The following is a 24,741-nucleotide window of genomic DNA, read 5'->3' on the forward strand; positions in this document are numbered from 1 at the left end:
GGGCTACGCTCTGCTCCCAACGGAAGGAGCTGGTCATGGGCGAGCGTGATTTGGTGATCGGGTACGAGTCAGCCCTCGCGTTCTGGCGCCGCGCCCGCGTCGGTGCGACGCCGGAGCCCGCGGGGGATGACGCCGGCGGGCGCGTGTACGGCACGCGACGGCTCACGCTGTCGGAGCGAGCGCGCAGGGGGATCGAAGTGTGCTCGTGCGATGGGCCGCTCGACGTCGTGCGCGCAGGAAGTGGCCCGCGGCACAACAACAAGTTGATTGCCGACCACATATGGCGGGGCCCGATTGCTGACCAGCATCTCGTCAGTGTCGGGGACGGGCTGTGGGTGTGTCGCGCGCCGCTCGCGCTTGCTCAGCTCGGCGCCTCGACGGACGTGGTGGAGCTCGCGGAGCTTGCCTACGAGTTGGTCGGGAGCTACGCAGTCGTGCCCGGGTCAGCGTCGGGCACCGTCGGCGACCTGGAGCCGCTGACGAGTCTCGAGGAGCTGCGAGGGTATGCCGCGGACGCTGCTGCGCTGGGCGTGAGGTGCGCCGACCGCGTGCTCGACGCCCTCGACCTGGTGGTGCCCGGCTCCCGCTCGGTGCGCGAGTCGGACATAGGCATCATGCTCTCTTTGTCCCGTGTGCGCGGAGGGGCGCTGATGAGAGGCTTCTCCCTGAACGCGCCAATCTCCCTTCCCAGGTCACTGGCCGCAACGATAGGGCAGAGGCGAATAATTCCGGATTTCAGCTGGCCATGCGGCACGGTGGTCGAGTACGACAGCACGCGGTGGCACCAGAGTCCGGAGGCCCGTGCTCGCGACGAGCGGAAGCGTCGTGCCTACAAACAAGAGGGGTTGGACTACCTTACGCTCACCCGTGGAATCTTGGGTAGCGACGCCGAGCTCGATCAGTTCCTCGAGGACCTCGAACAAAGTTTGGGCATCAAACGCCGGGCGCCGAGCGAGCGAATGCTTTCCGCCCGGCACGCGCTCAGGGCTCGGCTCTTTGGTCCGGAACTCACCGAGGCGGCCTTGCTGCACCTTAACAACGGCGTGGGATAGGGTCGTCTGATTTCAAAAGTGCCGCGAGATGGCTAGGGTGTGCAATTTGGCTGTTCGTTACGCAAAATGGACCGCGAATGCGCAATACCGTGTTTTCTTACACAGGGTTTGAGCGGAGCCTCCAGTATCGAAAGACCTTCCTTAATGGTAAGTATCATATATTCGCAGGTAGAATGAGTGATTATATTTTTAAGTATACGTGGTCTACTCAAGGTGTCGTCAAAACCCCGTGTAAGAAGCTGACGTTTTGCGCCTTGGAAGCTCAAATTGTGTAACGAATGGGCGAATTGCGCGGGTGCCGCACTCGGCATGCGTTCTCGTGCCGTCCGCACGCTGACGACCTGCTAGAATTATCTGACTGTGCCGGTGGCGCCAACGTCCCTGCCGACGGCACGCATCTGACCCTCGACCAAGGAGGTTGCGCACAGGCGCATGGACGTAGCGATAAGTATTGTGGTCACCTTCCTGCTCACGCTCGCTAACGGATTCTTCTCCATGTCCGAGCTTGCGGTCGTGAGCGCAAAGCGGGCGCTTCTCGAGCCGGAGGCGGAGGACGGTGACCGCAAGGCGCGTGCCGCGCTCGACCTGGCCTCCAACTCCGAGCAGTTCCTCGCGACCATTCAGGTCGCCATCACGCTCGTCGGCTTCGCGTCCTCCGCGTTCGCGAGCACCAGCCTCTCCGACCCGCTGGGCAGCTGGTTCGAGAGCCTCGGCATGCCCGCGCTCATCGCCGAGCCGCTCGCCCCCATCCTGATCACCCTCGCCGTCTCCTACCTCTCGATTGTCGTCGGCGAGCTCGTCCCCAAGCGCATCGCCCTCGCCGACTCCGAGTCCGTGGCCAAGTCCGTGGTGGGTCCCATCCGCGCGTTCATGCACGTCGCGCGCCCGCTGGTGTGGTTGACCGCCGCATCCGCCAACGGCCTCTCCGCGCTCCTGGGCATCAAGTCCGCCGACGAGCGCGACAGCGTCTCCGAGGAGGAGATCAAGTACATGGTGACCGACGCGGACGAGCTCTCCGACCAGGAGAAGTCCATGATTCACGAGGTCATCGACATGGGCGACACCATCGCGCGCGAGGTCATGGTCCCGCGCGTGGACATGACCGCCATCGAGGACACCGCCACGCTCTCCGAGGTCCTTGCCGTCATGCGCCGCACCGGCTACTCGCGCATCCCCATCTACCACGAGTCCGTGGATCGCATCGTCGGCATCGCGCACATCAAGGACATCATCAGTCCGATCCTCGACGAGGGCCGCGCCTCGGACCCCGTCTCGGCGCACGTGCGCTCGGCCGACTTCGTGCCCGACACCAAGGACATCATCCCGCTGCTCTCTGAGATGCAGTCCAGCCACGACCAGATGGTCATCGTGGTGGACGAGTACGGCGGCACGGCGGGCGTCATCACCGTCGAGGATATCGTGGAGGAGGTTGTTGGCGAGATCGAGGACGAGTTCGACCCCGACAACAAATACCTCACCAAGCTCTCCGACCGCGAGTGGCTGGTGGACGGCCGCTTCTCGCTCGACGACGCCATCGATCTGGGCTGGCCCGTCGAGGACAGCGAGGAGTACGAGACCGTTGCCGGCTTCGTCACCGACCTCGCCGACAAGCTGCCGCACCCCGGGGACGTCGTCGAGAAGGACGGCTACCAGTTCCGCGTGCAGTCCATGCGCGGCCGGCGCGTCTCCATGCTGCGCGTCGTGGCCCCCGAGCCGCCCGCCGAGGACGAGGGGCAGAACGCTGACGGGGAGAAGGGCGCCGACTCGGCGAAGGATTAGTCCCCGACACGCGAGTTTCACTACAATGTACGGAAGGCCGTAACCCGCCGCGCGCGGGTCCGGAGCGAGAGGGAGCTGGGATGGCTCAGCTGTTCGATATCAGGCGGGTCACGGTTGGCCCGCGCGCACTCGTTGCCGAGGTCGAGGTCGCCCCGAGCGGCCCGCTCATGACCTCCGACGACCCCGAGGCCACCGGGCGCGTCATGGCGCTCATGCCCGGCCTCGCCAACCACGTCTGCCTGGGGGACGCCTCCTCGCGCTTTGGCGAGGTCGCGGGCGACACCGAGACCGCGCACCTTCTGGAGCACGTGACCGTTGAGCTCCTGGCGCAGACCGACGTCGCCGGTGACATCACGAGCGGCCAGACCCGCCAGGTGGGGGAGCGCGCCTACGAGATTACGCTCGCCTGCCCTGATGACGTGCTCGTCGCCGGCGCGCTCTCGAGCGCCGCCTGGATTCTCCAGTGGGCCTACTCGGGCGGCGGCGAGCCGCAGCCCGACGTCGAGGCTACCGTCGGCGGGCTGGTCGCGCTCGTCCAGAGCCTCGGCGACCCGGCGGGCGAGAAGGACGCCGCGCCCGAGGCCGAGCCGGAGACGACCGCGGAGGATGTCGAGCCCGATTCCGAGCCAGAGCCCGTCGTCGACGAGCAGCCTGCCGAGCAGCTCCCCCTCGAGTTCGTCCCCGACGAGGTCGCTCCCGCTCCCGTTGCCGCGCCGGAGCCCGAGCAGGAGGCAGAGGCCTCCGACCTCCCGCCGGCATCGGAGAAGCCCATATCGGAGGAGGGCGCTCCGCGCCCCGAGGCGTCTGAGGTCACCGAGGATGCCCCCGAGCCCCCCGCGCCCGGACCCTGGGACCGCAACGACATCCCGCGCCCGCACCTCGTGCGTTAGCTAGCCGGCGCTCTTCGCGCCTCACATTGTCCGCATTGACAGGAGGTTCCCATGAACAAGAAGACGGTCGGCTTTATCTTCGGCAGCATCGTCGGCGCCGCCGCCGGCGTGGTCGCGGGCATCATGCTCGCCCCGCGTTCCGGCGCCGAGACCCGCGCGATGGCCGCTGACGCCATGAACGACGCCTGGGACTCCGCCGTCGACACTTACGAGCGCGGCGCCGGCGTCGTGAACGACAAGTTCAGCGGCGTGCGACCCGTCGTCGACGCCAAGACCGACGAGCTCCGCGCCAAGGTCGACCTCGCGCGCGAGCGCATGGACCAGCTGCGTGACTCCCTCTCCGAGGCGGTCTCGAACGCGTCCGATCAGGTCAAGGATGCCGCCAATGCCGTCGCGGACCGCGTCACGGCCATGAGCGACCCCGCACCGTCCGCCTCCAAGGAGGCCGAGGCCGTTCACGTCGAGGTCGTCGACGAAGAGGCCTCGACGCCCGAGGCGTAAGGGCCACGGCGTGCTCAGAGTCGCCGAGCTCACGGGGCGCAAGGTCCTCGTACACAAGAAGACGAAGACGGCCAAGGACGGAACCACGACCGAGAAGTACCAGAAGCTCGGCAAGGTTCACAACGCCGTCTTCTACCCCGACGGCAGGCGGGTCGCCGGCCTGATGGTCAAGCGGCCCGACGTCGTCGGGATGGTCAAGCGCGCCGACGCGTTTCTCGCCTGGGACTCGTTCGCAGTCGCCGACGACGGCTCCCTGCTAGTGAGCGACGCCGAGGCGCCGCTTGACGACCGTGCGATCAAGCGCCTCGGCCTCAACTGGGACGCCTGCATCATCTGGTCGGGCATGGACGCCCGCACCACGAGCGGCAAGTCCCTCGGCTACGTCTCGGACGCCGAGGTCGACGAGAGGACCGGGCGCGTGACGCGCTTCCTCACCACTGACGGCGGCATGGCGCGCGCCCTCATCGGCTCCTTCGTCATCACGCCTGACATGGTGTGCGGCTACTCAAACGGCTGCATGGTCATCGACCCCGGCGACCGGGCGGTCGAGCTCGACGGCGGGCTGGCCGGCGCGGCGGGCGAGGGCTACGCGCGTGCCAAGGCGGGCGCCAGCAAGGTGGGCAAGCAGGTCGGCGCCGCGGCCGGAAAGGCCGTGGACAAGGGCTCGTTCGCGCTCGGGAAGGCGCTCGGCAAGGCCAAGCGCGCCGTCGCCGACGCCGCCGCTGACGACGATGAGCCCGTGGCGTCCGCGCCCGCCGTCCCGGCTGCCGACGTGCGCGTGGAGAAGCCCGTCGAGCGCCTCGCCGAGAAGAGCGTCGATCCCGAGGCGGCCCCGGCGCGCCCCGCGCCCAAGACCTACGCGCCGGCGCCCAAGCAGGCCCAGAAGCCGGCCGCCAAGACGCCCGCGGCCAAGCCCGCTGCCAAGAAGAAGCCCGCCACCACCGGCGACAAGGTCGCGCGCGCGGCGGGCAAGCAGCTCAGCTCCTTCGGCAAGATGTTCGGCGACTTCAAGAGCGAGTTCGACAAGGCCAGCAAGGAGTAGCAACGGGGGTACTCACGCCACACGGACGCGTGGCTTTCCAATGGTTCCGTACTGCTCTGTCCCATTGTTGCGACGACAGTCAATCTGCTGCAATCGCTCATTTCCTACAGAGATTCCGAATTAATTCCGAGAGATTCCGAATGATTCGGAATCTCTGGTATTCTTTCGGAAACCGGAGAAAGGACTATGCGATGGCAGCGCCTTGGACCGAGTCCCTTTCAATCGAATTCAAGAGCGATAGAAAAACGCTTTCGGAGAATGTGATAGCAGAAGAGGTTGTTGCCCTCTCGAATACCGATGGCGGAGATCTTTATGTCGGAATAGAAGACAACGGCGAGGTAACGGGGGCACAGCCGCAACACAGAGACGCTATTCAGATGGCGGCTGTGGTTGCCAACAAGACGGTCCCTCCCGTGTCAGTTCGCTCTGAGGTCATCGAGCTCGAGGGGCTCCCCGTTCTCCATCTTGAGGTTCCTCAATCCGCCAGCATTATCGCAACGTCATCCGGAAAAATGCTCAGGCGCAGGCTCAAGACTGATGGGAAGCCCGCGTCGGTTCCCCTGTACCCATTTGAGATAACAACGCGTTTATCAGATCTCGGCCGTCTTGATCTTACGGCTCAAGCGATGCCCGATGCGTCCGTTGACGACCTTGACCCAATGGAACTCATCCACCTGCGACGAATTGTCGAGGACTCCAGAAGCGGGGACAAAAGCTTGCTGGAGCTGTCTGACGAGGAACTCAGAAGAGCCCTCCGCCTCACAACAACCATCTCCGAGGTTGAGGTGCCCACATTAGCGGGCCTGCTGCTAGTCGGGAGGGCGGGATCGCTGGCGAGGCTTGCCCCAACCGCTGGAGCCGCATTTCAGGTGCTCGAGGGCACCGACATTCGCGTGAACGCAACGTATGACACGCCGCTTCTCACGACGATTGAGCAAATGGTCGCAGCCATTGAGCCGTGGAACCCCGTGACGGAGGTGTCGTTCGGCGGCCTTTTCAACGACCCCGTTCCGGCGTTCGATCGCCGGGCTATCAGGGAGGCAGTGGTCAACGCCTTTGGACACAGGGACTACTCAATGCTCGGTAGGGTTCGGGTGCTGATTGACGACGGGGGCTTCGCGATAACGAACCCTGGTGGCTTCATCGAGGGCATTACCGTGAAGAACCTGCTGACGGCAGAGCCCGGGGGGAGAAACCCCTGCCTCATGGACGCCCTTAAGCGCGTTGGGCTTGCCGAGCGCACGGGGCGCGGGGTCGACAGAATATATCAGGGGTCGCTCTCATACGGGCGTCCACTGCCAGACTATTCGGAATCCAATGCGCGACAGGTTCGGCTCTTCATTGCTCGCAGCGAGCCGGACGAGTCCTTCGCACGCCTCATCGTGGAGGAGAGGGAGCGTACGGGCAAGCAGTTGTCGCTTCAGGCATTGTTGGTTCTGGATTGTCTTAAGCGGGTGCGTCGTGCGTCAGCCGATGTTCTTGAGGGTGAGATTGACCTACAGGCCTCGCGCCTCAGGCAGACGCTTGAAGCGTTGACCGAGGCGGGGCTTGTCGAAGCGAGCGGCCAGGGAAGGGGACGAACCTATACGCTTAGCGCAAGGGTCCACAGTGCGGCAAACAAAGGCGCGGAATATGTTCGTCAGACAGATATAGACCGGCTGCGCCACGAGGAACTTGTTCTTAAGCTTGCCGAGAAAAGCGAGCGGGTTACCAACTCGGATGTGTGCAACCTCCTGCACGTTGATGCCCCCACGGCATACGCCGTACTCGTCAAGTTGGTCAAAGAGAACAAGCTTGAGAGGCACGGGAAGACGCGGTCGACATACTACGTGGCAAAACGATAGCGCCTGTGACAACGAGAATGGGGCGTCTACTAAGGATGGATATGCGCCAAGCTGACACTCTGAGGCCTCAAATCGTCCGGATGACGCACCTCGGGCGTCGCCGTCACGCACGGCGGCCCTAGTCCGCCTCGAGCGTTCCCAGCAGCGCCCGGTGGTCCGTCCCGCTCACTGCGACGGCCTCGAGCCCGCTCACGGTGAGCCCGGAGTCGCGCGCGTACACGATGTGGTCGATCTCCACCAAAGACGGCAGCGTCATGCCGGCCACGGACCCGGACGGGTACGTCATGTGGAACCCCTCGCCGGCCTGCTCGCCGGCGTCCACGAAGCTCGTCCCCAGCAGCTCGCGGAAGCGCGCGTGATCCCACGTGGAGTTGAAGTCGCCCATCACCAGATAGGTGTGGTCGTAGTCAGAGAGCGACCCGATCACCGAGAGACCCTCGTCCCACAGATCCTGCGCCCCGCGCACCGGCGAGTTGGGGTGCACACTCACCACGCGCACCGCGCGGTCGCCAATCTGCACGGTCCCCGCGGGCATGGAGCTCGTCTCTATGGGTAGCAGGTTCCCGCTGACGTTGCTCATCGGCGCCATCGTCCAGATGCCGTTGCGCCCGCCGTTGCTCACCTCCGAGGCCGCGTCCGAGATTACGTAGTAGGGCAGCACGTCGTAGATCCCGGCCGCCGCCAGCTCGGCGACGAACTCGTCGGACAGCTCCTGCAGGCACAGGATCTCGACGTTCTTCTCGCGCACCAGGTTCACGACCTCCTGCGCGGACGCGCCGCCGTTCCTGGTGTTGAGCGTCATGATGCGCGCCACGTTGTCGGAGGTGCTGGCTCCTGTCGCAACGGCCGAGCCCGCGGCGCCGGAGACGCGCGCGCCGGGAAGCAGGTAGCCGTGGTGCCACCAGAGCATCACGACCAGCGCGGCCACGCTCACCACCGTCAGCAGCCGGCGCCGCCACAGCATGGCCAGCACGCCGCACACCACGATTGGCGCGAAGAGCCACGGCACGAACGAGACCACCTCGGGCACCAGGCGCCCGTTGGCCATGTCAGACGGCAGGCAACGCAGCGCCATCACGGCCAGGACGCCTGCCATGACCAACCACAGCAGCGCGGAGAGGCACCCGTGCCGCGCCGGTCGGCGCCCGTGCTCGTGACGCGGTCGGTCAGGGCCAGAAGTGCCTCCGCCCGCGGGCCCCGCGCCCGCTCCGGCGTCATCGGGCCGCCACGAACCTCCCGCCGGCGCCTCGCCCGCTGACGGCGCGGCAACGCGCGGCGCGGACGCCGTGTCCCCTGGGGCTCGCGGCGCCGCAACGGGCCGCGCGCGCACGACGGTCGACCCGGGAGCGGGCTCCAGCCACTCGTCGACGGCGCGACCGGCCGCCGTGTCGGACTCGGGCTCAGGCACGGCCTCGTTGAGCTCCCACACGTCGTCCGGGATGGGCTCCCACCGCGCGTCGGTGTCCTCCTTGCCGGGTGTCGCGCCGGCGGCGTTGTCAGAGAAGTGATCAGCCATGGCACCATCGTACCCAAGCGCCCAGCAGCCGGCGGGCCCGCTCGCCGAACCCACAAGACATCCCGCTGCCTGATACGCCGCCTGAGGCGCGTTCCGTCCAGAGCCCGCCTCGGCGCTCTCGAATTCGCGGAAGTCGGTGGATTGCGCGGTGCGCCGCCCAAGAAACCACAGAAGTCTGCCGCCGCGCCCACAGACTTCCGCGACTCTCTAAGCGGAGGCGAGAGAGGCCCTCCGACTTCCCAGAAATCCCGGGCGTCGCGCATCGTGTTTAGTCAAAGTCCATGGCGATGCCGCAATCGGCCGTGTTGCCGCAACATTTACTTGGCTGAATGCGGTAATGTAGCCTTGTCTCTGCATGCATGTGCGGGGGCGTACATATCCTTCCGGCGGGCAATCGTCGCTGAGCGCGCGTTGTCGCGGCCGCCAGGAGAATGAATAGTCGCAGTTGCTGCCGGGAGCGGTTGTGGCGAAGCCTTGCCGAAAGAGGGTGATGCCATGGCCAAGTCCTCTCTCTACGTGATCCAGGTCGCGGGCGGCAGGGAGGAGCGCGCGCATCAGCTCGTGCTGCGCCTGCTGCCGGACGTGGCCGAGGATTGCTACACCCCCGCTTACGAGGCAATGAGAAAGATCCACGGCGAATGGAAGCTCTGCCGGGGCGTGCTCTTCCCCGGCTACATCTTTGTTCAGACGACCGATCCCGCGGCGCTCGCGCAGAGGCTCTCGCGCGTGCCCGCGTTCACCCGCCTGCTCGGCGGCAACGACGACTCGTTCATTCCCCTGACGGACGACGAGGTCGCATGGCTCAACGCCTTCACCGACGTCGAGACCCACGTGGTCGCGATGTCCGAGGGCGTCATCGAGGGCGACCGCGTGCTCGTGACCAAGGGTCCGCTGCGCGGGCACGAGGCGCAGATCGCGCGCGTGGACCGCCACAGGCGCATCGCCGAGCTGGAAGTGCACATGTTCGGCCGAACCAAGAGAGTGAAGGTTGGACTCGAGATCGTCAGAAAGCGCAGTTAGCGAGAAGGGCGCGACAGCCGCGGCTCCCAAGAGGGGCGGCCTCGGCTACCGCTTCATCAAGAGGACGTTCGACATCGTCTTCTCTGGGGCTGCGTGCGTGGTTGGGCTTATTCCCTCGCTCGTCCTGTGCGCGGTCATTGCCATCGACTCCCCCGGCAGCCCCATATTCCGCCAGGAGCGTGTTGGTCTCCATGGAAGGAAAATCGGCATATTTAAGTTTCGCACGATGGTTGCCGATGCCAACGAGCACCCTGAGCGCTACATGACTCCGGAGCAGTTCGAGATTTGGAAGCGGGAGCAGAAGCTCGACAACGACCCCCGCATCACGCGCGTCGGCAGATTCCTGCGCAACAGCTCACTCGACGAGATTCCCCAGTTCCTCAACGTGCTGCTGGGGGATCTTTCTGTGATTGGTCCCCGGCCGGTCACCGAGTCCGAGACCTACGAGTTTGGCGAGAACCGCGACGAGTTCCTGAGCGTCAAGCCCGGCATCACCGGTTGGTGGCAGGTCACCGAGCGCAACGACGCCACCTGGCAGAACGGCCGGCGACAAGAGCTTGAGCTCTATTACGTGCGCCATGCCAGCTTGTCGCTCGACCTCCAGGTGTTCGCCAAGACCTTCAAAGCTCTCGGGAGGGGCCAGTGAGCGCGCGTGTCCTCATGCTCGCCCCGCCGTTCTTCGGCTACCGCGACGACGTGGCCGCCGAGATGCGCCGCCGGGGAGTCGAGGTGGACCTGATGGGCGACCGCCCGAGCGACGGCGTCGCCTTCAGGAGCCTCGCCAGGGTCTCCTACGGGCTCGTGCAGCCCCTCATCGACCGTCACCTCGAGGCGGTCCTCGCCAGGGTGCGGGGGACCCGCTACGACGCGGTGTTCGCCCTCGGCGGCATGTCGTGGTGCTTTGACCTCCCCCAGACGATAAGGCTCAGAGAGGAGTCGGGGGCGAGGACGGCGCTCTACCTCTGGGACTCCGCCGAGAACTGCCAGCGCGCCGGCGCCGCCGCGCCGGCGTTCGACAGGGTTCTGTCGTTCGACCCGCTCGACTGCGAGCGCCGCGGCTTCGGGTTCCTGCCGCTGTTCTACGCCTTCGACCCGCCCCGGTTCCCGTCTGGGGAGCCCTACGAGTACGACGCCTGCTTCGTGGGTAGCGTCCACCAGGTGAGCAAGTTCCTAAGGGTCAAGTCGATGGTCGACCGACTCGAGGCCGCCGGTGCGCGCGTCCTGAAGCACTACTACGTCCCGTCGCGCTCCGTGGCGGCCCTGCGCAGGGCGCAGGTGCCGGAGTACCGCGAGGTTGAGCTCACGACGCGGCCGCTCTCTCGGGTGGAGACGCTCGCCGCCTACGCGCGCTCGCGCGCCCTGGTGGACTCGCCCCAGGCTGGGCAGCGCGGACTCACCATTCGGACCATCGAGTCCGTTGGTATGAACAGGAGGCTCGTGACCTCCAACGTCGGGGTCAGGGCCTACGACTTCTTCCCGTTCGGAAACGTCATCGTGGATGACGGCGGGGCGGACATCTCATCGGCAATGGTCGACCCGGAGCCCTACCCGGACGAGGTCCGGTACTCCTACTCCGTGCGCTCCTGGGTCGGGAGGGTTCTCGAGGAACTGGGGGTCTTATGAGGGTGCTCGTCACCGGCTCTGACGGATACATCGCGAGCGGCGTCGTCGACGAGCTGCTCGGCCGCGGCTGTGAGGTCGTCGGCTGGGGGCTGCGCGCCTCGGGCAGGGAGGCGCCCGGATACTCCGAGAGCGTCATCGACGTTTTCTCGGCGAGCGTCGGTGACCTGCGTGAGGCGGGGGCCGACGTCCTCGTTCACCTTGCCTGGCGCAACGGCTTCCGCCACTGCGACGACTCGCACGTCGACGACCTGCCCGGCCACTACCACTTCCTTCAGAGGGCCCTCGAGGCCGGCGTGCCGCGCGTCTGCGTCATGGGGACGATGCACGAGGTGGGCTACCACGAGGGGGCGGTTGACGCGAGCACGCCCTGCCGTCCGACCACGCCGTACGGGGTGGCGAAGAACGCCCTGAGGCAGCTGTTCCTGCCCATGTGCGAGACCGCGGGTGGTGAGGGGCTCTGGATGCGGGGGTTCTACCTCGTGAGTGCTGACGGCCGGGGCGACTCGATCTTCTCCAAGATCGTGCGAGCGGCCGAGTCCGGGCAGCGAACATTCCCCTTCACCTCAGGCAAGCCGAAGTATGACTTTCTGCCATACGAGAGGTTCTGCGAGATTGCCGCGGACAAGATTCTCTCGAGCGAGACGGGTGTAACCAACGTTTGTTCCGGGAGACCTGTGTCGCTGGCGGAGGAGGTCGAGTCGTTCATCCGCGATAACGGGCTCGGCATCAAGCTGGAGTACGGGGCGTACCCGGATCGGCCATACGACTCGCCCGCGATATGGGGGGTCAAAGACAAAGGAAACCTTTCTTGATTGGCGGGCTCTGGGGTTGAGATGAAGTACGTTCAGATAAACGCCTTTTCATATGGGTCGACGGGCAGGCTCATGCTCCAACGGCACGCGCACTTGACTGACAAAGGGGTTGAGTCTTATGTATGCTGGGCGCGCGGGCGAGAGACAACGAATGAGCATGAATACAAAATAGGCACTAAGGCGGATGTATATACACATGCGCTATACACTCGAGTCACTGACAGGGTCGGGTTTGGTTCCAAAAGAGCAACTGTTAAATTGATTCAGTGGCTGGATAACCTTAAGCCAGACGTGGTCCACCTTCACGTCCTTCACGGCTATTACATAAATATAGAAATCTTATTTGACTGGCTAAAGAAGGAAAAATGTCAGGTTATCTGGACGTTGCATGATTGCTGGTCATTTACTGGGCACTGTGCACATTTCATCAGAGCGAACTGCAGTCAATGGAAAAGCGGCTGTGGAGAGGAAGGCGATTGTCCGCAGCTGGAAGAGTACCCAAAAACATACTGCCGAAGTGGCTACAGGCAAAACTATATTGATAAAAGAAGGATATTTACTTCAGTACCATATGAACGAATGACTCTAGTGGTGCCTTCACATTGGCTAGAAAATAAAGTAAGGGAGAGCTTTCTGCGGAAATATATGGTGAGGGTGGAGCCTAACGAGGTGGATGCTAGTCAGTTCAAATTCACCCAGTCAGACTTTAGGCAGAAAAATGGGATTGAGGGCACGTATATGGTCCTCGGCGTTGCGTCACCATGGACAAGACAAAAGGGGTTGTACGACTTTATTCGCTTAGCCCAAGATCTTGATGAGGGCTATTCAATTGTTATGGTGGGCATAACACCAAGACAGAGACGAAGGATGCCAGGCAGGATTCACTGTTTGCAGCGTACAAATTCAGCCAGAGAATTGGCCGAGATATATAGCGCGGCGGATTTGTTCGTGAATCCAAGCCTCGAAGAAACATTTAGTATGACTGTTGCTGAGGCCCAAGCCTGTGGTACTGCAGTGCTTGTGAGAAAAGGAACTGCATGCGAAGAAGTCGCTAACCCCCAACTATGCCACGTAGCTGAATGGTCGTATGAGTCTCTTCTAAAATGCGTCAGACAATGCAAAGAATTATCTACAAAAAGATGAACGTATACGACACACCATGAGTCCATACATCCTTCTGTTCATACTACTAATCCTCGCACGACTCCTGGCATTCCTGAGACCTCGGGCTGATAAGAAAATATACATCTTGTTACTGATAACGATGACCCTGTTTCTCGGGCTAAGGGAATGGCAGGGCACCGACTATAATATGTATAGATGGCTATACGACATCGCTCCAACGAACATTTTCGATGGAGCAGAGTATTTTTCCGACCAGATACATTCTGAAGTGGGCTGGAAAGTCGGGATGTTAATCCTGAAGGCAGTGAACATCCCCTTCGAGCTGTTTATTTTCTGCATATCATGCTATATGATGGCTTGTCTTAACGGATTCATCAATTCTTATTCAGAAGACAAGATACTATCATTAATTCTGTCTTATCCAAGTTTGTATTTAGTCTTATTCTTTTCTGGGATACGTCAGGGAGTCGTTGTGGCAACGTATCTTGGGATTCTTTTGCCAATGTTGGAGTCAGGAAAACGCTTGCGCTTTTCCCTAGGTTGCGCAGCGCTGGTGTCGATACACAGCAGTTCGTTCGTTTTGCTAATTTCCCTACTCCCTTTGGCCATAAAGAACAGCAAGGGATACGTAGCCCTGCTCATAGGATGCCTTGTTATTGGCCTGCTGCCCCTCTTCTCCGAAACCGCGCTTTCAATTGCTCAACATATACCATCGATTGGTTACTATTTTACAAACTCATCGGTTGATACGATGGTTGGGATATCTGTTGTTTCGGCTTTGCGGCGTGCATTCTTTGCGGGCTCGATAGCGGCGCTTTCACTCACCGCCTCATCTGGCAAACACAATAGATATGCACAAAAAATCGAGTTCTTGCTTAAAATTTACGTAATTGGATTTGGAATCTATCTACTATCTATCGCCTCTCCCTCTGCGTCTACTAGGCTGTACTTTGCATTTCAGACAATAGAGGTCGCCCTCATCCCCCTTCTCTTGGCCAGTGCACCGCGATATAGAGAAACCCTGACCCTTTTGATGGTGACGGCCTCTCTTGTGATCACCTGTAACTCTCTGAATTCTTTTGTAGAAGAGAGGGGCTATGTCGCATCTTGGTATGAATATCCATACTATTCGATATTTACTCCAAAGGAAACAATAGAGGCTGGGCGCGAGGGACGTTACGGCCTCCCATAAAGGTGCCGAAACAAAGGATATAGAAGTGAACGTCGCAATACTATCTTTTTCCTCGAGTCAAACCAACTATGGCCAGTTGTTGCAATGTTTCGCTCTGGAAGAGGCGCTGAGGAAGCTTGGACATACTGCTTTTCATGTCCAATATACTCCCCGCACTACATCTAAGACTATATCTGCCGTCGCCTCACATCCAATTAAAGCGCTCGCAAAACTTGGTGATTTTAGGTACCTAACGGATAAAATCCGTGTGCTAAGACGCAGCGCGTATCCTGACAGAGGCTTTGACGCTTTTCGAGAGAACTACCTACGCTTGTGCCCGCCCACTTACTCATCAATAGATGAGTTGAGAAGAGATCCGCCAGATGCCGAGGCGTATATTGTGGGAAGCGATCAGGTCTGGGGCTTCCCGTGCGACGACCCCAATACGGAGGGGTGGTTCCTGCATTTTGGATTAAAAGATGTACGAAGGATCTCCTATGCAGCAAGCGTAGGGAGAACGTTGACAGAGAAAGAAGTCCCAGTCTTTGCCAACTTGTTGTCGAAGCTTGATCATATTAGCGTGCGAGAGGATTCGGTAAAGCGGTTATGTGCTAGATGCGGATTTGAATCAGACGTCGTTTTAGACCCTACGCTCCTCTTGTCCGCAGCGGATTACGAGAGCCTGTTTATGGACGAGAGGAATGTCTGTCCTGCCGAGGCGTATCTGTTCGCATACATTCTGAACATTGCTTTTAGTAGGGATATGCACTGGAATCAGGTTAGGGAGTATGTGCAATCAAGAAGATTGTCTATAGTGCCCGTCTACTCATCCGGTTACTACTCTCAATATCCCGTCATCGCTCATGTTCCCCCTATGTATCCGAGCATTCCACAGTGGCTTTCGCTTGTGCGTAATGCTGAGAGTGTCGTTACGTCATCGTTTCATGGAACTGTGTTTAGCATTTTGTTTGAAAGGCCGTTTCTCTCGATTCCTCTTCCTCGGTCGCGAACAAGCAGAGGGGGAGACCGCATCGAAACCCTCCTAAAATCTCTTGGAATTGAAGACCGAATCTTCAATCCAAAGTTGCCGCTTAAGTATCAAATGGATGCTCCAATAGATTGGGCCCTGGTGCGGAGCCGGCTTAAGACCCAAAGAAGCCTCTCTTTCGATTATCTCAAAAATTCCTTAAGTTAATGATTGGGGTAGAAGCAATGAAGGGATACACAAACGAGGAAAACGTTCGGATGCTCGTGGCTCTCTTGAAGCAATTCGGAATCAAAAGAATCGTAGCCAGTCCCGGCACCACGAACATAACATTTGTTGCAAGTGTTCAAGGCGACTCATTCTTTGAAGTGATTTCCTCTGTGGACGAGCGCTCAGCGGCATATATTGCGTGCGGTATGGCGGCAGAATCCGGCGAACCAGTCGTTCTTTCTTGTACTGGCGCGACGGCCTCGCGAAATTATACCCCGGGGCTCACCGAGGCATTTTATAGAAAGCTCCCCATTCTCGCGGTGACCTCCATGCAACATCCCGGGCGAATCGGGCAGTATGTCCCACAGGTCCTGGATAGAAGCACGCCAATGGCGGATGTCTGCGTCAAGCACGTGCGGGTTACGGTGCCCCACTCAGATGAGGATGTGTGGGCATGTAACCTGATGCTTAATGAGGCGTTGCTCGCCCTCACCAGGGACGGAGGTGGTCCGGTACATATTGACCTGCAGACCGAATATAGTCGTGACTTTTCAACTAGGCCTCTGCCGCGCTACCGCGAAATAAGGAGGTATACGGTTGAAGATAGCCTACCCACAATAAATGCGCAGAGGATTGCCATCGTTGTCGGTGCACATATGCCGTTTTCCGCTGACCTCACGGAGGCAATCGAGGGATTTTGTGGGCGCTACGATGCGGTTGTGCTTTGCGATCAGACGAGCAACTATCGGGGAAATCACCGAGTTCTCGCCGCGCTAGTGACCAATCAGGATGCCTCCCTTCCCGATATCGCGAGACCTGATTTGCTGATTTACATCGGTTCGGTTTCGGGTGCGTCCTTGCACATATATCCATCTGAAGTCTGGCGTGTCAATCCAGATGGGGAGATTCGAGATTGTTATAGGAAGCAGACAGCGGTTTTTGAGATGAGCGAGAGATTCTTCTTTGCTCACTATGCCGGTGTTGATGCGGCGCGCTCAGATGCGACGAAAAAGAGCCTCCAACAATGGAACAAAGTCTACAAGGAAATCGTTGCGGCCATACCCGAACTGCCCTTCTCCAATCTCTGGATAGCGCAACACACTGCCCCTAGACTGCCGGATAACAGCGTGTTGCACCTTGGAATTCTTAATTCACTTAGGGCATGGAATATGTTCGAGACTCCAGAAAGTGTTGCATGCTATGCGAATACCGGTGGTTTTGGAATCGACGGTGTTCTTTCGACAACGTTAGGGGCCAGTCTAGCGAGTCCCGAGAAGCTGTTCTTCTGTGTTTTGGGGGACCTGGCATTCTTCTACGATTTAAACGTGCTAGGGAATCGTCACCTTTGTTCGAACATTCGTATTCTCTTGGTAAATAACGGTCGGGGAACAGAGTTCAGAAACTATGTCCATCCTGCTGCGCAGTTTGGTGATGAGGCAGATGCGTTCATGGCGGCAGCGGGACACTTCGGCGACAAAAGTCGCACGCTCGTGAAGAACTTCGCCAGTGATTTGGGATTCAAGTATCTGAGCGCATCTGGCAAGGAAGAGTACTTAGAGTGCCTGCCGCAGTTTATCTCCCCCGAGAACCGCGAGAAGCCTATGGTCCTTGAGGTGTTTACGGACAGCCAGAACGAGTCGGACGCTCTTGAGGCGATTTCGAGCATAGCGCATGACTCTAAGGGGGCGGCGAAGCAACTGGTCAAGAAGGCCTTGGGACAGAAAGGCGTCGACATGGCCAAGAAGATACTGGGCAGATAAGCGGCTTTCTCGCGAAAGGATGGGCTTGTGGACCGTTCCGAGCGCCTCATAAAGAGTACTCTTGTGTTCGCGGTCGGCACCTTTGGGTCAAAGGTGCTCGTCATGCTGGTCATCCCCTTTTGCACCCATTACGTAGACACGGTGGGTATGGGGACGTATGACCTCATCTACACGGCCTCGGAGCTGCTGAAGACGGTGGCAGTCCTGTGTATACCCGAGGCGCTCTTTAGGTGGATAGTCGAGAAGACAGGCGGGTATGAGGATATGCTCTCAACCTGGGTGCTGCTCTTTCTGATGCTCATAGCCGTCTTTTCCGCGGCGTACTGGGGCGTTTGGCTGGTGATCAGGTTCCAGGACGCACTTATTCTGTACGCGATGATTGTGACAGGCGCGTTGTATCTAGGCGTACAGTTCGGGGTGCGCGGAGTCCACCGAAACAAGCTGTTTGCGGCGCAGGGGATTCTGTATGCGGCTATTATGTGCACCCTCTCATTCCTATTCGTGATTCCCCTCTCGATGGGTTATCAGGGACTGCTACTGGCAATACTGCTTGCTACAGTTGCCGCCATTGTTTTCTGTGTGCGAAAAACGGCGGAGTTCAGAGGCATCCGCCTAGGTCTTGCGCGCTTTGAGGATATGAGAAAGATGCTGCGATATGCAGTGCCGCTCATCCCGAATCAGGTGAGTTGGTGGTGCATTACGAGCCTGGGGCGTCTGGCAATCGCAGGCTTTATTGGTGTTGCGGCGAATGGTATCTACGCCGTAGCGTCAAAATTTCCCTCAGCTGTGACCATGCTATCCTCGATATTCCAACAGGCATGGCAGGAACAGGCGGTTCTCGAGTATTCCGCGAGCGATCGCGATTTATTCTTTACGAGGGTTTTTGGGGTTCTAGCGCGTGGACTTTCAAGCGCTCTACTCGTCCTATTGCCGGCGACGGCTGTATTTATCCTCCTGTTCACAGAGGCAGACTATCATTCCGCGAAGAACCTGACCTCTGTCCTCTATGTGGGGGCACTGTTCTCGGCGTTCTCGAGCTTCTATGGGACGCTCTATATGTGTTCGGTAAAGACGGAGGGTGCTGCCTCGACCACGATTGTGGGCGCGGCGGTCGCGGCGGTGCTCAACTTCACGCTGGTGATGCCGCTGGGGCTTCTTGGAATCGGCGTGGCGGTTGCCGTCAGCCAGCTTGTCGTATGGGTCGTGCGGGTCTTCCAGACGAGGAAGTATGCGGTCATCGTCGTCCGCTGGGGGGAACTGCTCCTCATTCTGGCGGCGGTCAGCGCGGAGATTGTCGCTGTCTACAATACGGATTCAGCCGGCCCTCTCGTAGCGCTTTCCCTGCTGGGTGGCGTCGCGTTTGTGGTTCTGAACCGGGCCCTTGTGGGCAAGGCGATCTCCATGGCAAAGGGACGGCAATGAGAGCTTTGGTGCTTGGCGGCACAGGTGCCATGGGAAGGCATCTTGTGAGCCTCCTCTCCGATGGCGGCTGGTCTGTGGACGTCACCACTCGCTCGAGGGGGAGAATGGGGCACGGTAGCGTGCGATACATAGTTGGCGATGCGCACGACAGGGCCTTTCTAGAGAATATTTTGATGATTGCCAACTACGATGTCATCGTTGACTTTATGGTGTGGCGGACGGAGGAGTTCTCAGAGGCTGCAGAGAGATTGTTGTCCAATACTCGTCAGTATCTCTTCATCTCCTCCTATCGCGTTTACGCAGACGCTCCGGTGCTCAAGGAAGACTCGCCGAGACTAATGGACGTATCTCAGGACGAGAAGTACCTTAGGACGGACGAGTACGCGCTGGCAAAGGCCCGTTGCGAGGACATGCTAAGACATTCCGGGCGTACCAACTGGACCATTGCTCGTCCGGGCATTACGTATGACTCGGGCGGCAGGTTCCAGCTCGGGATACTTGAGGCGAGTACGTGGCTGTGGCGTTCGATACACAACTATCAGATTGCGATGCCTGACGAGCTGCTCTCCAAGACGACGACGATGACGTCTGGTGCCGACGTTGCGCACATGCTTTACGCTCTCGTCGGAAACGATATCGCTCTGGGTGAGGTGTACAACCTGGCGACGTCGGAGTCGCTGTCTTGGTCAGAAGTTCTTGAGCTATACCGCCGGAGCCTCCCCGTGACGGTGGTGACATGCACGCTCGACCAGTACGCATGGGCGGCGCGGGCGCCCTACCAGCTTTTCTACGACCGGATGTATGATCGCGTCATCGACAACTCAAAGGTGCTCAAGGTGGCGGGGATTAGGCAGGCAGATCTGCGCCCGGTGCGGGATGGGCTCCACGAGGCTCTGAGTGCATTCCTTAAGTCCGGTGGCCGGGTTAATCCGTCCTGCGGGGCGAACGCGCGCATCGACACGTTGACGGGTGAGTACTGTCTCAGCGATCTCCTGCGGGAGGGCAGTCCCATCTTGGCGGCTGCGAAGTATGTGGCAGGGCGTCTGAGGGGCCGCATCTAAGAAAATGAGTGCTCGATAACGTGCTGTGAATCATTCAAAAGCCCCTGTCCTTCGGCAGGAAACTAATGAGTCCAGTGCGACGCTCTCGCAGCCTTCGTTGGGCGGAGGGAGCCAGGCATTCGGGAGGTGTGAGTGCGATTCCCGTTTGCGATAGAACTGTGACAGAACTGTCTTCTATAGTGGCTTCGAAAGCGTTGCGACAGGGATATACCAGCGTTTTCAACGACGACAATCAAAAGTGTCGCTTGAGGTGCGATTAACCCCCTATCGCAAGTCCTCGCCAGGCTAAGCGCCTAGGAGTGAGGCGGGAATGACCATGACGCCGTCGTCGCGGGTGTAGGAGAGACTTCCGCGACCAACGATTACCGCCAGGAACGCTGGCTCGCTGTTTTGCGCTGCCGGATTTGCGAGCACCTTATTCCTGAGTGCAACGAGGTTTTTGGCCCCCTCATCTACCTTGGTGTCGCTTAGCTTGATTTCTATGCCTGCCCACTGTCCGGCGTGTTCCACAATGGCGTCAACCTCGAGCCCGGAGTCGTCGCGGTAGTACGAGAGGGCGTTTCCCAGTCCGGCATAAGTTGACAAAAAGACGCGCAGGTCGCGGATGACTAGGTTTTCGAAGAGCATTCCAAGCGTCTGCGTATCCTGCAGAAGCCTAGTGGGTGTTGCGCCTAGGAGCGCGGCTGCAATCGAGGGGTCGCAGAAGTAACGCTTGGGCTTGACCCTCACGCGGGCCTTCGAGCGCATAGGTGGCTCCCAGCCTCGCAGCCCGTCGATGAGCTTGAGGCGCTCAAGGAGCTCGATGTAGCTTGCGATGGTGTCGACGTCGGGGGCCTTGTCTCCGGCGGACATGTCTTTGGCAAGCGTCTTGTGCGTCACGGCCTGGCTCTCGTTGAGGGCCAGCGCGCGCATGAGGGAAAGCGCTGTTTCGGGAGAGCGCCCCTCGTCGATGACGTTGATGTCAAGGACGGACTGCACGTACTGGCTTGCGGTTTCTGCGGCCGCCTCGTCGGGGATGCCGAGGTTGGCTGGCCACCCACCCCGGCAGCACCATCGGGCAACGTCTTGAATCCCCGTTTCGCACCTCATGCGCGGAAGGGGGGCGCCGCCGAACAGGGCCTTAAGCGATATGGCCGCAGAGGATTCCCCGCTCTCGCACAGCGCCATGGTGTGCATGGAGAGCCGTGCGATTCGCCCTGTTCCGGTGTGGCGCACCTTGTCGCGCGAGGACTTTTTGAGCGAGGTCGATCCGGTGAGTAGCAGGAGCCCTCGCTTGTTTCCCGAATCATCCACGTAGCGCCGCGCGGCGTCCCACACCTCAGGAACCTCTTGCCACTCGTCAACTAGGTGTGGCGGCGTGCCCACGAGAGCGAGCGTGGGGTCCATTTCTGCGGCCTCTCGCTCAGGGCGATTGTCGAGCCTGGTGACGCTTGTTGAGCGTGTCAGGGCGGTCCAAGTCTTTCCGCACCACTTTGGGCCCGTTATCTCGACGCACCCGAACGCCTGGAGGAGCGCGTCGAGGCGACCTTCGATGAGGCGGGGGACATAGCCGTCCGGAATAAGCGTCTGTTTTGCGGGCATGCCCCCTCCTTCTTAGTGTCTAGCTGCAGTATATCTCATACATTCGGTAAAATACGAGTACTACGTTCGGTAAATTACGAATAAGTCATTCGGTAAAATACGAATAGAGGGTTAGGTAAATTGCGGTAATACGGTCCAGCTCGCCGCATCAAAGCGGTCTGACCCATCCAATTGAGTGAAGGATACTCTCGGACACGAGGTTCTTCTCGTCAGATGAAGATGTGTCTAATATTATGAAAGCATGCATAATGCAAGGCTGCATAGTACGACGCCTTCGACTATGTAGCAGAGCAGGCGGCTCACGAGCCGCTCGTGTTCATATTCGACGAACCGCCCTATGCGGCGTAGCGGGGCGAGTCCGTCCCCTTTTGACTTCTGGTTCCGCTTTGTGATGTCCGCGGTGTCCGACATCGAGGGCGTGCTGGGGTCCGTTGTGGCGCACCGCCTGTCCGACCAGCGACTTTCTGATCTGTTCTCCAAGAGACCTGTCTCTGATGCGACCGCCCGTAAGTGCGCGGGGCGACAGGACATACATCTTGTCACGCTCGATGAGATGTATGTGTGAGCATTTGCGAGACGGCAGTGCGGTCAGGCGCGGGGCTTCTCGACCCAGATCCAGGCGACCTATTATCTACTTACTATTTACCTTTCACTCAAAGTAAATAGTAGAAAGAGATAGTAAATAGTGGAGCTTGGGGAGCGCTGCGCGGGGCTGATTGCTCCTGCGTTTGGAACCAACCCGAACCAGCCTGAACGTTCGCCGTTCGCCAGCGCGTTTAAGGTTCTTCTCGGTACTCGTTCCGTGATGATGCGGGGCCAGCTGGCCCCCGTCTATAATCGATTCGTCCAGTCCGAACAGGGAGGAAACCCATGAAGGGCATCATCCTGGCGGGCGGGTCGGGCACGCGCCTGTACCCGCTCACCCTCGTGACGAGCAAGCAGCTGCTGCCCGTCTACGACAAGCCGATGGTCTACTACCCGCTGTCGGTGCTCATGATGGCGGGCATCCGCGACATCCTGATCATCTCCACCCCCACCGACCTGCCCAACTTCGAACGCCTGCTCGGCGACGGCTCGCAGTTCGGCGTCTCGCTCTCCTACGCGGAGCAGCCCTCGCCCGACGGCCTCGCCCAGGCCTTCGTCATCGGCGAGGACTTCATCGCCGGTGAGCCCTGCGCGCTCGTCCTCGGCGACAACATCTTCTATGGCAACGGGCTCTCCCGTCACCTGCGCCGCGCCGTGGCGCGCGCGGAGTCCGAGGGCGGCGCCACCGTCTTCGGCTACCACGTGGACGACCCGGAGCGCTTCGGCGTGGTGGAGTTCGACGAGAACTACAACGCCGTCTCCATCGAGGAGAAGCCTGCGCACCCCAAGAGCTCCTACGCCGTCACTGGCCTCTACTTCTACGACTCCCGCGTCTGCGAGCTTGCCAAGCGGGTCAAGCCCTCGGCGCGCGGCGAGTACGAGATCACCGACCTCAACCGGATGTACCTGGAGGACGGCACGCTCAGCGTGGTGACGCTCGGGCGCGGCTACGCGTGGCTCGACACCGGCACCATGGAGAGCCTCTACGAGGCGGGCGAGTTCGTCCGCGCGGTGGAGCGCGCCCAGGACACGCCCGTGGCGGTGCTCGAGGAGATCGCCTGGGAGAACGGCTGGGTGGGCACCGACGCGCTCCTGGCCGCCGCGGATGCCTACGGTAAGAGCGTCTACGGCGAGCACCTGCGCAAGGTGGCCGCCGGCACGTTCGTGAAGTCGCGAGGGGAGTACTAGGCATGGAGTTCGAGAAGGACCTCGCCGTCACCGAGACCGGCATCCCCGGCCTCAAGGTGGTGGAGCTCTCCGTCCACGGCGACGCGCGCGGCTGGTTCAAGGAGAACTGGCAGCGCGAGAAGATGGTGGCCCTGGGGCTGCCGCCGGACTTCCGCCCCGTGCAGAACAACGTGAGCTTCAACGCGAGCCGCGGCGTCACCCGCGGCATCCACGCCGAGCCGTGGGACAAGTTCATCAGCGTGGCCGCGGGCTCGGTCTTCGGCGCGTGGGTTGACCTGCGCCCCGGCGCCACCTTCGGCCGCGTCTTCACCTGCGTGCTCGACCCGTCGCGCGCGATTTTCGTGCCGCGCGGCGTGGGCAACTCCTTCCAGGCACTCGAGGACGGCACCGCCTACACCTACCTCGTGAACGCGCACTGGTCCGCCGAGCTCAAGAAGACCTACACCTTCGTCAACCTCGCCGACCCCACGCTCGGCATCGAGTGGCCGATCCCGCTCTCCGAGGCCACGCTCTCTGAGGCCGACCAGCACCACCCGATGCTGGCCGACGCCCTTCCCATGGCGCCGCGCCGCACGCTGGTCACGGGCTGCAAGGGCCAGCTCGGCCGCGCCGTGCGGAGGCTCGCCGAGGCGCGCGGGCTTCTCGGCAGCTTCGACTTCTGCGACATCGACGAGTTCGACTTCTCGGACCCCGCGCAGTACGACCGCTACGACTGGAGCCTCTACGGCACCGTTATCAACTGCGGCGCCTACACCGCCGTGGACCGCGCCGAGACGCCCGAGGGGCGCACGGCCTGCTGGAAGGCCAACGCCACCGGCCCGGCGCTGCTCGCGCGGACCTGCGCCGAGCGCGGCATCACGCTCGTGCACGTGAGCTCCGACTACGTCTTCGACGGCACCGCCGAGAACCACGGCGAGGGCGAGGACCTCTCGCCGCTGTCCGTCTACGGGCAGTCCAAGGCCGCCGGCGACCTGGCCGTGGCCGGCTGCCCGCGCCACTACGTGGTGCGCTCGAGCTGGGTCATCGGCGAGGGCCGCAACTTCGCGCTCACCATGCGCGCCCTCTCCCGGCGCTGCGCCGACCCGGCGGACGGGCTCGAGCGCGTGACCGTGGTCGACGACCAGCTGGGCCGGCTCACCTTCACCGACCAGATGGCCGAGGGGATCCTCTGGCTGCTCGGCTACCGCGGGGACGACGTCGAGCCGAGCGAGCCGGCGCCGTTCGGCACCTACAACCTCACCGGCTCCGGGCGCGTGGCGAGCTGGGCCGAGATCGCGCGCGCGGTCTTTGAGGCCACCTGCGGCAACGGCGACGCGGTCGCGCCCGTCTCCACCGCCGAGTACTACGCCGGCGCCGAGGGCCCCGTCGCCCCGCGCCCTGTCCATTCCGACCTCGACCTCTCCAAGCTCGCCGCCGCGGGCTTCTCGCCCCGCGACTGGGAGGACGAGCTCGCCGAGTACCTCGCGGGCCTGGAGGACTAATATGTGCGCGAATGGGGGCGCTACATTCGAGGGGCGGTGTTGTAAGGTAGCTGGCTGCGATAGCGCTGATGCTTGGACTGGGCTTCACGAGGG

General features: G+C 61.0%; 20 protein-coding genes. 18 read left to right on the forward strand and 2 right to left on the reverse strand.

Annotated features, from left to right (window positions below):
• Positions 1–35: 35 nt before the first annotated feature.
• The 6 genes from ACWTSU_RS07785 to ACWTSU_RS07810 all read left to right on the forward strand — a co-directional run bounded on the left by ACWTSU_RS07785 (position 36) and on the right by ACWTSU_RS07810 (position 7,108).
• Positions 36–1,052 carry a hypothetical protein gene (locus ACWTSU_RS07785; RefSeq protein ID WP_455139428.1) on the forward strand — a complete coding sequence of 339 codons (1,017 nt, stop codon included), beginning with the start codon at positions 36–38 and terminating at the stop codon, positions 1,050–1,052.
• A 432-nt stretch (positions 1,053–1,484) separates the two neighbouring features.
• Positions 1,485–2,831 carry a hemolysin family protein gene (locus tag ACWTSU_RS07790; RefSeq protein ID WP_455139430.1) on the forward strand — a complete coding sequence of 449 codons (1,347 nt, stop codon included), beginning with the start codon at positions 1,485–1,487 and terminating at the stop codon, positions 2,829–2,831.
• A gap of 80 nt (positions 2,832–2,911) precedes the next feature.
• The gene (locus tag ACWTSU_RS07795) at positions 2,912–3,721 is read left to right on the forward strand and encodes a cyanophycin synthetase family protein (protein ID WP_455139432.1); all 810 of its coding nucleotides are present in this window, start codon (positions 2,912–2,914) and stop codon (positions 3,719–3,721) included.
• Between the two features lie 51 nt (positions 3,722–3,772).
• Complete coding sequence (locus ACWTSU_RS07800; RefSeq protein WP_455139434.1) at positions 3,773–4,222, forward strand: YtxH domain-containing protein; 450 nt, start codon at positions 3,773–3,775, stop codon at positions 4,220–4,222.
• 10 nt (positions 4,223–4,232) lie between these two features.
• Positions 4,233–5,264 carry a PRC-barrel domain-containing protein gene (locus ACWTSU_RS07805; RefSeq protein ID WP_455139436.1) on the forward strand — a complete coding sequence of 344 codons (1,032 nt, stop codon included), beginning with the start codon at positions 4,233–4,235 and terminating at the stop codon, positions 5,262–5,264.
• A 191-nt stretch (positions 5,265–5,455) separates the two neighbouring features.
• On the forward strand, positions 5,456–7,108 hold the full coding sequence (locus ACWTSU_RS07810) for an RNA-binding domain-containing protein (protein ID WP_455139438.1): 1,653 nt from the start codon (positions 5,456–5,458) through the stop codon (positions 7,106–7,108).
• Between the two features lie 118 nt (positions 7,109–7,226).
• Here ACWTSU_RS07810 and ACWTSU_RS07815 read toward each other — a convergent pair whose 3' ends face one another.
• On the reverse strand, positions 7,227–8,624 hold the full coding sequence (locus ACWTSU_RS07815; RefSeq protein WP_455139440.1) for an endonuclease/exonuclease/phosphatase family protein: 1,398 nt from the start codon (positions 8,622–8,624) through the stop codon (positions 7,227–7,229).
• Between the two features lie 495 nt (positions 8,625–9,119).
• On the opposite strand from ACWTSU_RS07815, the gene loaP reads away from it, so the two are divergent.
• Genes loaP through ACWTSU_RS07865 form a run of 10 tightly spaced genes read left to right on the forward strand, consistent with a single transcriptional unit; the run spans position 9,120 to position 19,813 of the window.
• Entirely contained in the window at positions 9,120–9,644 is a 525-nt protein-coding gene (gene loaP / locus ACWTSU_RS07820) for an antiterminator LoaP (protein WP_455139442.1), read from the forward strand.
• Positions 9,613–10,290, forward strand: a complete 678-nt coding sequence (locus ACWTSU_RS07825; protein WP_455139444.1) for a sugar transferase — start codon at positions 9,613–9,615, stop codon at positions 10,288–10,290. The genes loaP and ACWTSU_RS07825 overlap by 32 nt, the downstream gene beginning before the upstream one ends.
• Positions 10,287–11,267, forward strand: coding sequence for a hypothetical protein (locus ACWTSU_RS07830; protein WP_455139446.1), 981 nt, complete (start codon positions 10,287–10,289; stop codon positions 11,265–11,267). The genes ACWTSU_RS07825 and ACWTSU_RS07830 overlap by 4 nt, the downstream gene beginning before the upstream one ends.
• Positions 11,264–12,079, forward strand: a complete 816-nt coding sequence (locus tag ACWTSU_RS07835; RefSeq protein ID WP_455139448.1) for an NAD-dependent epimerase/dehydratase family protein — start codon at positions 11,264–11,266, stop codon at positions 12,077–12,079. Before ACWTSU_RS07830 ends, ACWTSU_RS07835 begins: the two co-directional genes overlap by 4 nt.
• Positions 12,080–12,100: 21 nt before the next feature.
• Positions 12,101–13,222: a glycosyltransferase gene (locus tag ACWTSU_RS07840; protein WP_455139450.1), complete on the forward strand. Its 1,122-nt coding sequence runs from the start codon at positions 12,101–12,103 to the stop codon at positions 13,220–13,222.
• 16 nt (positions 13,223–13,238) lie between these two features.
• Complete coding sequence (locus ACWTSU_RS07845) at positions 13,239–14,396, forward strand: EpsG family protein (protein ID WP_455139452.1); 1,158 nt, start codon at positions 13,239–13,241, stop codon at positions 14,394–14,396.
• Between the two features lie 25 nt (positions 14,397–14,421).
• Positions 14,422–15,570: a polysaccharide pyruvyl transferase family protein gene (locus ACWTSU_RS07850; RefSeq protein ID WP_455139454.1), complete on the forward strand. Its 1,149-nt coding sequence runs from the start codon at positions 14,422–14,424 to the stop codon at positions 15,568–15,570.
• A gap of 17 nt (positions 15,571–15,587) precedes the next feature.
• Entirely contained in the window at positions 15,588–17,330 is a 1,743-nt protein-coding gene (locus tag ACWTSU_RS07855) for a thiamine pyrophosphate-binding protein (protein WP_455139456.1), read from the forward strand.
• Between the two features lie 27 nt (positions 17,331–17,357).
• Positions 17,358–18,752: an oligosaccharide flippase family protein gene (locus tag ACWTSU_RS07860; RefSeq protein ID WP_455139458.1), complete on the forward strand. Its 1,395-nt coding sequence runs from the start codon at positions 17,358–17,360 to the stop codon at positions 18,750–18,752.
• Complete coding sequence (locus ACWTSU_RS07865; protein WP_455139460.1) at positions 18,749–19,813, forward strand: NAD(P)H-binding protein; 1,065 nt, start codon at positions 18,749–18,751, stop codon at positions 19,811–19,813. Before ACWTSU_RS07860 ends, ACWTSU_RS07865 begins: the two co-directional genes overlap by 4 nt.
• Positions 19,814–20,098: 285 nt before the next feature.
• On the opposite strand, the gene ACWTSU_RS07870 is transcribed toward ACWTSU_RS07865, so the two are convergent.
• The gene (locus ACWTSU_RS07870; protein ID WP_455139462.1) at positions 20,099–21,394 is read right to left on the reverse strand and encodes an ATP-binding protein; all 1,296 of its coding nucleotides are present in this window, start codon (positions 21,392–21,394) and stop codon (positions 20,099–20,101) included.
• 870 nt (positions 21,395–22,264) lie between these two features.
• On the opposite strand from ACWTSU_RS07870, the gene rfbA reads away from it, so the two are divergent.
• A complete protein-coding gene (rfbA, locus tag ACWTSU_RS07875; RefSeq protein ID WP_455139464.1) occupies positions 22,265–23,167 on the forward strand; it encodes a glucose-1-phosphate thymidylyltransferase RfbA in 903 nt (300 codons plus the stop codon).
• A gap of 2 nt (positions 23,168–23,169) precedes the next feature.
• On the forward strand, positions 23,170–24,648 hold the full coding sequence (locus ACWTSU_RS07880; RefSeq protein WP_455139466.1) for a sugar nucleotide-binding protein: 1,479 nt from the start codon (positions 23,170–23,172) through the stop codon (positions 24,646–24,648).
• Positions 24,649–24,741 lie beyond the last annotated feature (93 nt).

The sequence above is a fragment of the Thermophilibacter sp. genome (genome assembly GCF_966187215.1).